Below are 12,308 nucleotides of genomic sequence, written 5' to 3'. Positions count from 1 at the left end.
TCGGGTGACCGGGCCGCTGCGTGACGCGCAGCGGCCCGCGGTCGTCCGCGACCCATTGTCATCGAAGCGCTTCTATGATTTCCTGGCGGGACGGAGAACCGCTTCCCCGTCCCTTGTCGGAAGCGGGCCCCGTCACGTCAACCGGCGGGACCGCGTCGCCCGGTACGACGCACACCCGAGCCGCTCCGGGCACGGCTCGGCTACCGGCGTACGCGCCTGCTCTGTCGCTAGGAGTCCACAGTGCCCGCAACACGACGCAGACTGACCCTGGTCACTGCCGCAGTCACCACGATCGCGCTGACCGGCGCGGCAACCGCCATCGCCACCGCGGCGCACGCCGCCACCGGCTGCCGGGTCGACTACACCGTCGGCGCCCAGTGGCCAGGCGGTTTCACCGGCAACATCAGCATCACCAACCTCGGCGACCCGCTGTCCGGCTGGACCCTGCGCTGGAACTTCACCGCAGGCCAGCAGGTGGTCCAGGGGTGGAACGCCGAGCTGTCGCAGAGCGGCAGCACCGTGACCGCCGGCGACGCCGGCTGGAACGGCAACCTCGGCACCAACGCGAGCACGTCGATCGGCTTCAACGGATCGTGGAACAACTCGGCGAACCCGGCACCCGTCGACTTCACCCTCAACGGCGCGGCCTGCACCGGCGGCACCAATCCTGACCCGACCACCCCGCCACCGAACCCGACGACGCCGCCACCGGACCCGACCACGCCACCGCCCGGTCCGACCCCGACCGGCATCGTCGGCTGGGCCACCCACAACGGCGGCACCACCGGCGGCGGCAACGCCGGCACCACCACCGTCACCACCGCCGCCGCCCTCGAATCCGCCGTCGGCTCCTCCAGCGCCGCCGTCATCCGCGTCTCCGGCACCATCAACTGCTCCGGCATGCTCCGCGTCCGCTCCAACAAGACCATCCTCGGCGCCGGCACCTCCGCCACCATCTCCGGCTGCGGCCTCAACATCAACGGCGACCGCAACGTCATCATCCGCAACATCAACTTCCGCAACTGGAACGACGACGCCATCAACGTCCAGGAATCCGCCACCAACATCTGGATCGACCACAACAACTTCACCAACGGCTACGACGGCGCCGTCGACATCAAACGCGGCTCCGACTACATCACCGTCTCCTGGAACCGCATCTTCGGCCACGACAAGTCCATGCTCCTCGGCCACTCCGACAGCAACGCCGGCCAGGACGTCGGCCACCTGCGCGTCACCTACCACCACAACTGGTTCGACGGCTCCAACCAACGCCACCCCCGCGTCCGGTTCGGCAACCCCGTCCACGTCTTCAACAACTACTACGACGGCGTCACCGGCTACGGCGTCGCCTCCACCATGAACGCCGGTGTCCTCGTCGAAGGCAACTACTTCGAAAACACCGACGACCCCTACCACCTCGGCGAAGGCTCCTCCGGACCCGGCAGCCTCGTCGCCCGCAACAACCACTTCGTCAACTCCGGCAACGGACAGACCGGCGGCAGCGTCGCCGCCATCCCCTACGGCTACACACTGACCACACCCAGCCAGGTCAAATCCGTCGTCACCAACGGCGCCGGCACCGGCAAGATCGGTCTGTAGGTCGAATTGGGGCCGGCCGCCGGCCGTCGCGCGGCGGCCGGCCCGAGCCGCGTGGGGCAGGCCGGCCGGCGGGACGGATCAGGATCAGCGGTCGCAGGCCGAGGCGGTCAGCGGTGCCGGTGGCGGCGCGCCCACCGTCGGCAGACCGAGCAGCACCCCGGCGGTACGCGGCGTCTGTCCCGCCTCGTACGCGTCACCGGCCCGGGTCCGGCGGTGGGCGACCGGCTCGCCGTCGGCGTTGAGGTGGTGTGGTGCCGCGTAGCTGACGACCACCTCGACGAGGTCGCCGGGGCGGACGCGCCCGGCGAGCCGGCCGGCGTCGAAGTGCACCAGCCGGCCGTCCCTAGCCCGGCCGGACAGCCGCCCGGTCCGCCCGTCCTTACGGCCCTCGCCGACCGCGACCAGCACCTCGACGGTCTGGCCGAGCAGCCGACGGTTCTCCGCCCAGGTGATCTCCTCCAGGCAGGCGATCAGCCGGTCGTAGCGCTCCTGCACCACCGGTTTCGGCAGCTGGCCGGGCATGTCGGCGGCCGGCGTGCCGGGGCGTTTCGAGTACTGGAAGGTGAACGCCGAGGAGAACCGGGCGGCCCGTACCACGTCTAGGGTGCGTTCGAAGTCGGCGTCGGTCTCACCGGGGAAGCCGACGATGATGTCGGTGGTGATCGCCGCGTCGGGCATCGCCGCCCGTACCTTGTCGATGATGCCGAGGTAGCGGTCGGCGCGGTAGGAGCGGCGCATCGCCCGCAGCACGGCGTCCGAACCGGACTGCAGCGGCATGTGCAGCGAGTGGCAGACGTTGCCGGTCTCGGCCATCGCGGCGATCACGTCGTCGGTGAAGTCCTTCGGGTGCGGGCTGGTGAACCGGACCCGTTCCAGCCCGTCGATCCCGCCGCAGGCGCGCAGCAGTTTGCCGAACGCGAACCGGTCGCCGAACTCGACGCCGTAGGAGTTGACGTTCTGGCCGAGCAGGGTCACCTCCAGCACACCCTCGTCGACCAGGGCCCGCACCTCGGCGAGGACGTCGCCGGGCCGCCGGTCCTTCTCCCGGCCGCGCAGCGACGGCACGATGCAGAAGGTGCAGGTGTTGTTGCAACCGACGGAGATCGACACCCAGCCGGCGTAGGTCGACTCCCGCCGGGTCGGCAGGGTGGAGGGGAAGACCTCCAGCGATTCGAGGATCTCGACCTCGGCGGCGGAGTTGTGCCGGGCCCGGTCCAGCAGGGTCGGCAGCGCGCCGATGTTGTGCGTGCCGAAGACGACGTCGACCCAGGGGGCCCGGCGGACGATCTCGCCCCGGTCCTTCTGCGCGAGGCAGCCGCCGACCGCGATCTGCATCTGCGGCCGCTTCTCCTTGACCGGTCGCAGATGACCGAGGTTGCCGTACAGCCGGTTGTCGGCGTTCTCCCGCACCGCACAGGTGTTGAAGACGACGACGTCCGGATCGTCGGACTCCCCCGCCCGGACGTAGCCGGCCGATTCCAGCAGGCCGGAGATCCGTTCGGAGTCGTGCACGTTCATCTGGCAGCCGTAGGTGCGCACCTGATAGGTACGCGGGTGGCGGGCGTCTGCTGCGCTGGTAGTCATGACAACAGACAGCGTAGCCGGCCGCCCGCCGCCGGGATCACGCGGCGAGTGTCGGGGCCACCGAGTCGGGCCCCCACCGCGAGCCGCCGCAGAACAGCCCGGCACGGCAGGCGGGGTCGGTCAGGCTGCACAGCCGCAGGTTGCTGCGGCGGTCCCCGACGCTGGTCGGTTCGATGTCCAGGTGTACCGGGCGGACCGTGCCGTCCGGGGACACCAGCAGGTGGCGGGTCGCGTCCAGCGTGTCGTCGGCGAGTACGCAGCGACGTCCGGTCCGGCGGGCGAACGCGGCGAGCACCCGGTGCTCGGGCGGGTCGACCGGCGCGGCGTAGCAGTCGACGTTCACCGGAAAGTCCCCGGCCCCGTGCCAGACGTCGCAGAGCACCACGCCGTCCGGGAACCGCTCCGCGGGTACACCACCGAGCGTCACCACCGGACGGCCGATGATGGCCGCGAGGGTGGCTCGGATCTGGCCCGGGGCGAGCGGTCCGTCGACGGACCAGTTCCACAGCGTGGTGCAGAACGGTGCAATCGCCATACGATCATGTTGCCCGGACAGCCGACAGCACGTGGGGTGTGTTACCGCTCCGTGACCATTCGAGTTGCCTTCCGACACATCGCCCCGCCTAAAGTGGCGGGACGGACGTGAGGTGACCTCGACCGATCGTCACGACAAGGTCGGTGCATGGACAGGGACGGTGCATGACAGTGACAGCCAGTGAGCCGCTGATCGTGCTCAGCGGGGTCAACAAGTGGTTCGGTCCGCTGCACGTACTCGACGACGTCGACCTCTCGGTCGACCGTGGTGAAGTGGTGGTGGTGATCGGGCCGTCCGGCTCCGGCAAGTCCACACTGTGCCGCGCGATCAACCGTCTGGAGCCGATCAGCTCCGGGACCATCCTGTTCGACGGCCGGCCGCTGCCGGCGGAGGGCCGGGCCCTGGCCCGGCTGCGCAGCGAGGTCGGCATGGTGTTCCAGTCGTTCAACCTGTTCGCGCACCGGACGATCCTGGACAACGTGACGCTCGGCCCGGTGAAGGTACGCCGGGAAAAGGCGTCGGTGGTCCGGGAACGGGCGCTGCAGTTGCTCGACCGGGTCGGCATCGCCAACCAGGCGGACAAGTTCCCGGCCCAGCTCTCCGGCGGCCAGCAGCAGCGGGCGGCGATCGCCCGGGCGTTGGCGATGCAGCCCAAGGCGATGCTGTTCGACGAGCCGACCAGCGCGCTCGACCCGGAAATGGTCGGCGAGGTGCTGGACGTGATGACCTCGCTGGCCGCCGAGGGGATGACGATGGTCGTCGTCACCCACGAGATGGGCTTCGCCCGGCACGCCGCGAACCGGGTCATCTTCATGGCCGACGGGCAGCTGGTCGAGGACGCCCCGCCGACCGAGTTCTTCACCAACCCGCGCAGCGACCGGGCGAAGGACTTCCTGTCGAAGATCCTCACCCACTGACATCCCGACCCACTGAACATCCCGCTCGGAGACGAGTTTCATCCACCGTGGAGCCGGCCACGACCCGGCGGGCTTCCCATCCTAAAGGAGAACACTGAGCAATGCGTATCTCACGCATGGCGGCGGTAGCCGCATCGGCCGCGTTGGCGGTGTCCATGGCGGCCTGTGGCGACAGCGGCGGGGACGGCACCGGCAGTGAGAACCCCGACGTGGCGACGCCGAGCTTCGAGGCCGGCACCACGATGGCCGAGCTGAGCGAGGCCGGCACGATCACCGTCGGCACCAAGTTCGACCAGCCCGGCTTCGGCCTGCTGGGCCTCGACGGCGAGCCGGCCGGCTTCGACGTCGAGATCGCCAAGCTGATCGCGGCCGAGCTGGGCATCGGCGCCGACGACATCGAGTACGTCGAGGCGCCGTCCGCGGTCCGCGAGGAGCTGCTGGAGCAGGACCGGGTCGACATCGTGGTGGCCACCTACACGATCAACCCCACCCGCAAGGAGCGGATCGACTTCGCCGGCCCGTACTACGTCGCCGGCCAGCACATCATGGTCCGCGTCGACGACGACTCGATCACCGGGCCGGAGTCGTTCGAGGCCGGGGACAAGAAGGTCTGCTCGGTGCAGGGTTCGACGCCGGCGGAGAACATCCAGGAGTACCTGGCCGACGCCGGCGAGCAGCTGGTGCTCTTCGACGTCTACGAGAAGTGCGTGGACGCGCTGCGCGGTGGTCAGGTCGACGCGGTCACCACGGACAACGTGATCCTGCTCGGCTTCATCGCCGACAACGAGGGCGATTTCAAGCTGGCCGGTGAGAAGTTCACCGACGAGCCGTACGGCATCGGGGTGAAGAAGGGCGACGACGCGTTCCGCGACTTCATCAACGACACCCTGGAGAAGATCTACGAGGACGGCTCGTACGCGCAGGCGTGGGAGTCCACCGCAGGTCAGTTCGACGACAACACCCCGACCGGTCCGGCGGTCGACCGCTACTGACCGTCGACGGTCGCACCTGATCGATCCCGGCCGGCCCGGCGCAGTCAGCTCCGGGCCGGCCGGTCGCCCAGGCGGACGGTTCGCAGAAGGGTCTTTCGTGTGAGAGTGCTCGTCGACCACTTCGACGTGTTCGTCGGAGGTTTCTGGCTCACCCTGCAGCTGTGTGTGCTGTCCGCGACCGGCGCCCTGCTGATCGGCACGTTGGTCGCGATCCTACGGATCTCGCCGGTGCCGCCGCTGCGCTGGCTCGGCGGGGCGTACGTGACGGTGCTGCGCAACGTGCCGCTGACCGTCGTGATGTTCTTCTCGGCCTTCGGGTTGCCGGCGCTCGGGTCGAACGCCGACTTCCTGCGGATCCCCGGGCTGAGCACCGTGTTCAGCCGGCTCGGCATCGACCTGCCGTACTTTCGGTTCGCGATCATCGCACTGAGCGTCTACACCGGCGCGTTCGTCTGTGAGGCGATCCGCAGCGGGATCAACGCGGTGCCACCGGGTCAGGCGGAGGCCGCCCGCGCGATCGGCCTGACCTTCACCCAGAACCTCCGGTACGTGGTCCTCCCCCAGGCGTGGAAGGCCGCGGTCGTCCCGCTGGGCAGCGTCATCATCGCCATGATCAAGAATTCGGCGCTGGCCGGCTTCTTCGGGGTGGTCGGTGACCTGTCCAACTCGGCGCAGAACCTGACCAGCGCCCTCGGCGAGCCGATCATCCCGGTCTTCGTCGGCATCTCGATCGGCTTCCTGATCATGACCGTGCCGCTCGGGCTGCTGCTCGACCGGGTCGAGGCCCGCCGGGCGGTGGCCAGATGACCGCCCGGATCCCCGTTAGCGCTGCAGCCGTCACCGGAGGAACCGCACCATGAGCCAGCAGCAGAGCGTGCTGTACGACGCCCCCGGACCTCGGGCCAGGCGGGTCACGCTGATCGTCAGTGTGCTGTCGGCTCTCGCCGCCGTCACCGCCGGCTACTTCCTGGTCTACCGGCCGCTGGCCGAACGCGAGCAGTTCACCATGGACAAGTGGGGTCCGCTGATCGACCCCGGCAATGAGGTGTTCGGTCAGGTCTGGACACTGCTCGGCGAGGGGGTCACCGCCACGCTGACCGCCGCCGGCCTGGCGATCGTGCTGTCGTTGCTGTTCGGCACCGCGCTGGCGGTGCTGCGGATTCAGCTGAAGGCGTTGCTGCGCCGCCGGTTCACCGGGCTGGCCACCTCCTTCGCGCTGGCGCTGCGGGCGCTGAGCTGGCTGCTGAACCTGGTGACCCGGTTCTGCGTCGAGGTGTTCCGCGGCCTGCCGGTGGTGATCACCATTTTCTTCGTCGCCCGGGGCCTGCCGGACCTCGGCCTGGAGATCGTCCTCCCGTTCGGCCACGAGATGCTGCCGTACCTGGTGCTGGGTCTGACCATCTACAACGGCGTGGTGATCGCCGAGATCCTGCGCTCCGGCATGGAGGGTCTGCCGTCGGGGCAGCGCGAGTCGGCCGCCGCGATCGGGCTGACGTCGTTCCAGACCACCCGGATGATCCTGCTGCCGCAGGCGTTCCGGATCATGCTGCCGGCTCTGATCAGCCAGCTGATCGTGGTGCTCAAGGACACCTCGTTGGGCTTCATCATCGGCTACCAGGAGACGCTGCTGGTCGGCCGGACGATCATCCAGAACCTGCGTAACCCGATCCAGGTGTACCTGGTGATCGGGGTGCTCTTCATCGCGGTCAACTACGCGCTGTCCAAGCTCGCCGAGTCGGTGCAGCGGCGGCTGGCTCAGGGCCGGCGGACCAGCACCGCGGCCCAGCCGCCGACGCCACCGCCGGCGTCGACGTTGGCCGGCCAGCAGACCGCCGCCGGCACCGGCGGCAGCGCCACCGGCACGGCTACGTCGGACAACAGCTGACCGGACGGCCCGCCCGTTGACCGGCCGTCCGGCCGGTCAACGGGCGATCTCGGTGACCCGGGACTCGCGGACCACGGTCACCCGGATCTGCCCCGGGTAGGTCAGCTCCTCCTCGATCTGCTTGGCCACGTCACGGGCCAGCACCGCGGCACCGATGTCGTCCACGTCGTCCGGCTTGACCATCACCCGGATCTCCCGGCCGGCCTGCATGGCGAAGACCTTCTCCACCCCGATCTTGCCGGCGGCGATCTCCTCGATGCGCTCCAGCCGCTTGACGTACGCCTCCAGGCTTTCCCGCCGCGCGCCGGGACGACCACCGGAGCACGCGTCGGAGGCCTGGGTGAGCACCGCCTCGACGGTCTGCGGCGGCACCTCGTTGTGGTGCGCCTCGATGGCGTGCACCACCTCTTCGGATTCGCCGTACTTGCGGGCCAGGTCGGCGCCGATCAGCGCATGACTGCCCTCGACCTCGTGGGTGAGCGCCTTGCCGATGTCGTGCAGGAAAGCGCACCGCTTGATCAGCGGGACGTCCAGACGCAGCTCGGCGGCCATCACCCCGGCGATGTGCGCGGTCTCCACCAGATGCTTGAGCACGTTCTGGCCGTACGAGGTCCGGTAGCGCAGCCGGCCCAGCAGGGTGGCCAGCTCAGGGTGGATCTCGGTGATACCGACGTCGACGAGCGCCTCCTCGGCCGCCCGGTGGCACAACTGCTCCACCTCCTGCCGGGCGGTCTCGAAGACCTCCTCGATCCGGTGCGGATGGATCCGGCCGTCGAGCACCAGCTTCTCCAGGGTGAGCCGGCCGGTCTCCCGGCGTACCGGGTCGAAGCAGGACAGCAGGACCGCCTCGGGTGTGTCGTCGATGATCAGGTTGACCCCGGTGACGGATTCGAACGCCCGGATGTTGCGGCCTTCCCGCCCGATGATCCGGCCCTTCATCTCGTCGCCGGGCAGATGCAGGACGCTGACCACGCTCTCCGCGGTCTGTTCGCTGGCGACCCGCTGGATCGCGTCCACCACGATGTGCCGGGCCCGCTGGTCGGCGGTGTTGCGGGCGTCGGCCTCGATGTCGCGGACCAGGATCGCCGCCTCCCGTTTGGCCTGGCCCTCGATCGCCTCGACGAGCTCACCCCGGGCCGCCTCGGCGGTCAGCCCGGCGACCCGTTCCAGCTCGCGCTGCCATCGCTCCTCGGCGGCCGCCAGGTCCGCTTCCCGGGCGGCCAGGGCTGCCTTGCGCTCGGCGAGTTCGGCGGCGGTGGCGGTCAACCGGCGGTCCCGCTCGGCGACCCGGTCGGCTTCCTCGGCGTGCTGACGTTCCCGCTCGTCCATCCGCTGGCCGCGCCGGTCCAGCTCGGCGGACTGCTCCTTGACGGTCCGGGAGAGCATCGCGATCTCCCGTTCGCCGCTGCGCCGGGCCGCTGCCCGGACCTGCTCGGCCTCGGTCTCGGCCTGCCGGTGGGCCCGCTCCAGGATGGTGTCCGCCTCGGCCCGGGCGGCGTCGAGCACCCGACGGGCCTCGGCCCGGGCGGCGGTCGCTTCGGCCTTGGCGGCGGCGGCGTCGGTACGGGCCGCAGCGGCGGCGGCCTTGGCCTGCTCGACGGCGGAGGACGCCTCGTCGGCCGCGGTACGCAGCGCGGCGAGGGAGCGTTCCTGCCGGTCGCGGGCGGCGATGAAAGCCGGGTCCTCCTCGACCGGCGTCGCGGCCGCCGGTGTGGTGAGCCGGCGCAGCGCGCGGGTGCCGAGCGCGAGGCCGGCGAGCACCAGGCCGGCGAGCACGAGGACCGCAGCGAAGAGCATCCACTCCAGCCCGGTCATGCCGACCCTCCGGGCCTACCGACACTCGCGTGTCCCGCCGGCTTCCTGCGCTGCGCCACGACCGCCTCCAGTCCGCCGTCGGCCTTCCCGGAGGCTTCTCGCTCCGGCCGGCCACGGCTATGGGAACGCCCGACCGTGGCGGCTGACCAACGACCAGACAGCACCCACGTGGGTGCGGACACGACCACGGCGAAACGGCCGTTGTGCGTGCTGTCGCCGCCGGACCGGCCTGTCCGGTTGCGGCATGTCTGGCTACTGAACTGCTGCTGCGAAGTGATGCCGTACTGTTATGCGATCTATGTTGTGCGGTTAGCCTGCGACGGGTCGGTTGTTCGTCTGTAACGCGAGGCTAGGTCGCGAGGGGCCGTTCGGTCAAGAAGTCATGATCAGACCGACAACGGAACGTAGGGCATCGGCGCGCTCACAGGCAGCATATCGCGCTCAGGACGCGTCGGGATGAGTCGGAAATTTGGCACATCCCGCAGGGGATGGCGTCCCGTCAGGTGGACCAGGGCTGCTCAGCATCCGGGTCGGGAACCTCGCCGATCAGTGCCTCTGCATCCACCGTGTCGGTGAACTCGGCCGCCTCGGCGGACCGGGCGGCCAACGCCTCCCGGACCACCGGCACGGCCACCCCCGCCGAGTAGCCCTTGCGGGCGAGCATCGCGACCAACCGCCGGAACACCACGTCCGGAGCACCCCGGGCGGTACGCAGCTTGCGCTCGACGAGCTCCGCCGCGGTGGCCCGCTCGGTCGACTCGTCCAGCCCGTCCAGCGCGTCCCGGGCGATCTGCGGATCCACGCCACGCTGACGCAGCTCGGCGGCGAGGTTGCGCCGGGCCAGCCCTCGGCCGTGGTGCCGGCTGGTCACCCAGGCCTGGGCGAACGACGCGTCGTCGATCATCCCAACCTCGTCGTACCGGTCGAGGACCGACCTGGCCGTGGCCTCGGAAATGCCGCGTCGCCGCAGCACGGCGGCGAGCTCCGCCCGGGTCCGGGGGCGGACGGCGAGCTGCCGCAGACAGATGTCGCGGGCCTGCTGCGCCTCGTCCACCGGCTGCCGGCCGGCGGCAGCGGACCCGGTGACATGGTCGGCGGACCCGGCCGCCTCGGCGGAGCGGCCGGCACGGGAGGCGCGGGGACGGGGCGGAGCCGCATCCCAGCCCCGGCCCGTCCGTGCGCCGCGTCGTCGCCCAGCCATCCGGATCAGAAGTCGACCGGCGGCAACTCAGGCCCGCCGGCCTCGTCGGCACCGAGCGCACCGACGCCGAGCTTCTCCAGGATCTTCTTCTCGATCTCAGCCGCCACGTCCGGGTTCTCCCGGAGGAACTCCCGAGCCTTCTCCTTGCCCTGGCCGAGCTGGTCGCCCTCGTAGGTGTACCAGGCGCCGGACTTGCGGATGATCGACTGCTCGACGCCGACGTCGATCAGCGAACCCTCCCGGGAGATGCCCTTGCCGTACATGATGTCGAACTCGGCCTGCTTGAACGGCGCAGAGACCTTGTTCTTGACGACCTTGACCCGGGTCCGGTTGCCGACCACGTCGGTGCCGTCCTTGAGGCTCTCGATCCGTCGCACGTCGAGCCGCACCGAGGCGTAGAACTTCAGCGCCCGGCCACCGGTGGTGGTCTCCGGCGAGCCGAACATCACGCCGATCTTCTCCCGCAGCTGGTTGATGAAGATCGCGGTGGTGCCGGTGCTGTTCAGCACACCGGTGATCTTGCGCAGCGCCTGGCTCATCAGCCGGGCCTGCAGACCGACGTGGCTGTCCCCCATCTCGCCCTCGATCTCGGCACGGGGCACCAGGGCCGCGACCGAGTCGATCACGATGATGTCCAGCGCGCCGGAGCGGATCAGCATGTCGGCGATCTCCAGCGCCTGCTCACCGGTGTCCGGCTGGGAGACCAGCATGGCGTCGGTGTCCACGCCGAGCGCCCTGGCGTAATCCGGGTCGAGCGCGTGCTCGGCGTCGATGAACGCCGCGATGCCGCCGGAACGCTGGGCGTTGGCCACCGCGTGCAGGGCGACCGTGGTCTTACCGCTGCTCTCCGGGCCGTAGACCTCGACCACCCGGCCCCGGGGCAGGCCACCGACGCCGAGTGCCACGTCGAGCGCGATGGAGCCGGTGGGGATCACCGCGGTCTGGATCACCGGCCGCTCACCCAGCCGCATCACCGAGCCCTTGCCGAACTGTTTGTCGATCTGAGCCAGCGCCAGATCGAGCGCCTTTTCCTTGTCTGGCACTGCCGCCATTGCTGCCACCCCTACGTTCGCCGACTTCCCAGGCGTCCTGGCCGAGCTTCTCGTCACCCGGGTCACGCTAGGCGCTGGGTCCGACAGAAAACAGCCGACGGGCCGCAACCTGTGGATGAGCGCCTAGCTGTGGACAATAGCCGAACAGATGTACGAGTGGAAAACCAGACACGCCCACGAATTTCACCACTCAAAGCAGCCATTCGACCGCACAGAGTAGATGCGGCTACGCGGACCTACGCCCGTCGAGCAGAGGTACAACCGTCAAGTAGAGGTACGACCAAGCGGAGGTACGACCGGCCGGCCAGCGACGCACTCAGGCCGACTCCCGGACACCCGAGATGCTTTCCAGGTTTGATGCCACAGGTGCATCCTGATGCACCTGTGGCATCAAACCGAACCAGCACCCCGCAACCAGTACGGTGACACGATGCGCATCGACTGAGGCGTTCCGTAATCGACAGATCGAGGATCCCAGCTCGACCGGCACTCGCCGTCCGCTCACGCAACCGGCGCGGGAGTCAGCACAACCGGCCGGGAACCCGGTCGGGATACGCGGCGCAGACCGCCCGCCAGACCACCGCCGTCTCCTCACCCGCCGCGAGCGCCTGCGCGATGGTGCGCCCACCCAACTGGGCCAGCACCTGATCGGTGGCGATGCTGCGGGCGTACGCCGGCCCGAACGCCTCGTCCAACCGGCCCCAGAAGTCCGTCAACCGCATCCC

Annotated in this window: 11 protein-coding genes; 5 read left to right on the top strand and 6 right to left on the bottom strand. The window is 69.8% G+C overall.

Annotated features, from left to right (window positions below):
• The first annotated feature begins 240 nt into the window (after positions 1-240).
• The gene (locus tag O7629_RS06265) at positions 241-1,602 is read left to right on the top strand and encodes a cellulose binding domain-containing protein (RefSeq protein ID WP_278168054.1); all 1,362 of its coding nucleotides are present in this window, start codon (positions 241-243) and stop codon (positions 1,600-1,602) included.
• 84 nt (positions 1,603-1,686) lie between these two features.
• Here the strand turns inward: O7629_RS06265 and miaB are convergent, their stop codons facing one another.
• Positions 1,687-3,186, bottom strand: coding sequence for a tRNA (N6-isopentenyl adenosine(37)-C2)-methylthiotransferase MiaB (miaB, locus tag O7629_RS06260; RefSeq protein WP_278168052.1), 1,500 nt, complete (start codon positions 3,184-3,186; stop codon positions 1,687-1,689).
• Between the two features lie 37 nt (positions 3,187-3,223).
• The gene (locus tag O7629_RS06255) at positions 3,224-3,721 is read right to left on the bottom strand and encodes a hypothetical protein (RefSeq protein WP_278168050.1); all 498 of its coding nucleotides are present in this window, start codon (positions 3,719-3,721) and stop codon (positions 3,224-3,226) included.
• Positions 3,722-3,885: 164 nt separating this feature from the next.
• Between O7629_RS06255 and O7629_RS06250 the strand changes: the two genes are divergently transcribed.
• From O7629_RS06250 to O7629_RS06235, 4 genes are all read left to right on the top strand, one after another.
• Entirely contained in the window at positions 3,886-4,638 is a 753-nt protein-coding gene (locus tag O7629_RS06250; RefSeq protein WP_278168048.1) for an amino acid ABC transporter ATP-binding protein, read from the top strand.
• A gap of 101 nt (positions 4,639-4,739) precedes the next feature.
• A complete protein-coding gene (locus O7629_RS06245; protein ID WP_278168047.1) occupies positions 4,740-5,630 on the top strand; it encodes a glutamate ABC transporter substrate-binding protein in 891 nt (296 codons plus the stop codon).
• A gap of 99 nt (positions 5,631-5,729) precedes the next feature.
• On the top strand, positions 5,730-6,437 hold the full coding sequence (locus O7629_RS06240) for an amino acid ABC transporter permease (RefSeq protein WP_278168046.1): 708 nt from the start codon (positions 5,730-5,732) through the stop codon (positions 6,435-6,437).
• Between the two features lie 49 nt (positions 6,438-6,486).
• A complete protein-coding gene (locus tag O7629_RS06235; RefSeq protein WP_278168045.1) occupies positions 6,487-7,515 on the top strand; it encodes an amino acid ABC transporter permease in 1,029 nt (342 codons plus the stop codon).
• 36 nt (positions 7,516-7,551) lie between these two features.
• Here O7629_RS06235 and rny read toward each other — a convergent pair whose 3' ends face one another.
• The 4 genes from rny to O7629_RS06215 all read right to left on the bottom strand — a co-directional run bounded on the left by rny (position 7,552) and on the right by O7629_RS06215 (position 12,305).
• On the bottom strand, positions 7,552-9,330 hold the full coding sequence (rny, locus tag O7629_RS06230) for a ribonuclease Y (protein ID WP_278168043.1): 1,779 nt from the start codon (positions 9,328-9,330) through the stop codon (positions 7,552-7,554).
• A gap of 499 nt (positions 9,331-9,829) precedes the next feature.
• Positions 9,830-10,531 (bottom strand): regulatory protein RecX, encoded by a 702-nt coding sequence (locus tag O7629_RS06225; protein ID WP_278168041.1) that lies wholly within the window; start codon positions 10,529-10,531, stop codon positions 9,830-9,832.
• Positions 10,532-10,536: 5 nt separating this feature from the next.
• Positions 10,537-11,583, bottom strand: a complete 1,047-nt coding sequence (recA, locus tag O7629_RS06220; RefSeq protein WP_278168039.1) for a recombinase RecA — start codon at positions 11,581-11,583, stop codon at positions 10,537-10,539.
• Between the two features lie 521 nt (positions 11,584-12,104).
• Positions 12,105-12,305, bottom strand: coding sequence for a DUF3046 domain-containing protein (locus O7629_RS06215; RefSeq protein ID WP_278168037.1), 201 nt, complete (start codon positions 12,303-12,305; stop codon positions 12,105-12,107).
• Positions 12,306-12,308: the final 3 nt, after the last annotated feature.

The organism is Solwaraspora sp. WMMD792 (assembly GCF_029626105.1).
Taxonomy (GTDB): domain Bacteria; phylum Actinomycetota; class Actinomycetes; order Mycobacteriales; family Micromonosporaceae; genus Micromonospora_E.
This window is presented reverse-complemented; position numbering and strand designations above follow the sequence as displayed.

Bases quoted from the DNA above. Each gene is read 5' to 3' on its own strand.
- O7629_RS06250 (WP_278168048.1), top strand. From the start codon at position 3,886: ATGACAGTGACAGCCAGTGAGCCGCTGATCGTGCTCAGCGGGGTCAAC.
- O7629_RS06245 (WP_278168047.1), top strand. From the start codon at position 4,740: ATGCGTATCTCACGCATGGCGGCGGTAGCCGCATCGGCCGCGTTGGCG.
- O7629_RS06255 (WP_278168050.1), bottom strand. From the start codon at position 3,721: ATGGCGATTGCACCGTTCTGCACCACGCTGTGGAACTGGTCCGTCGAC.
- O7629_RS06225 (WP_278168041.1), bottom strand. From the start codon at position 10,531: ATGGCTGGGCGACGACGCGGCGCACGGACGGGCCGGGGCTGGGATGCG.
- O7629_RS06215 (WP_278168037.1), bottom strand. From the start codon at position 12,305: ATGCGGTTGACGGACTTCTGGGGCCGGTTGGACGAGGCGTTCGGGCCG.
- rny (WP_278168043.1), bottom strand. From the start codon at position 9,330: ATGACCGGGCTGGAGTGGATGCTCTTCGCTGCGGTCCTCGTGCTCGCC.
- recA (WP_278168039.1), bottom strand. From the start codon at position 11,583: ATGGCGGCAGTGCCAGACAAGGAAAAGGCGCTCGATCTGGCGCTGGCT.
- miaB (WP_278168052.1), bottom strand. From the start codon at position 3,186: ATGACTACCAGCGCAGCAGACGCCCGCCACCCGCGTACCTATCAGGTG.
- O7629_RS06235 (WP_278168045.1), top strand. From the start codon at position 6,487: ATGAGCCAGCAGCAGAGCGTGCTGTACGACGCCCCCGGACCTCGGGCC.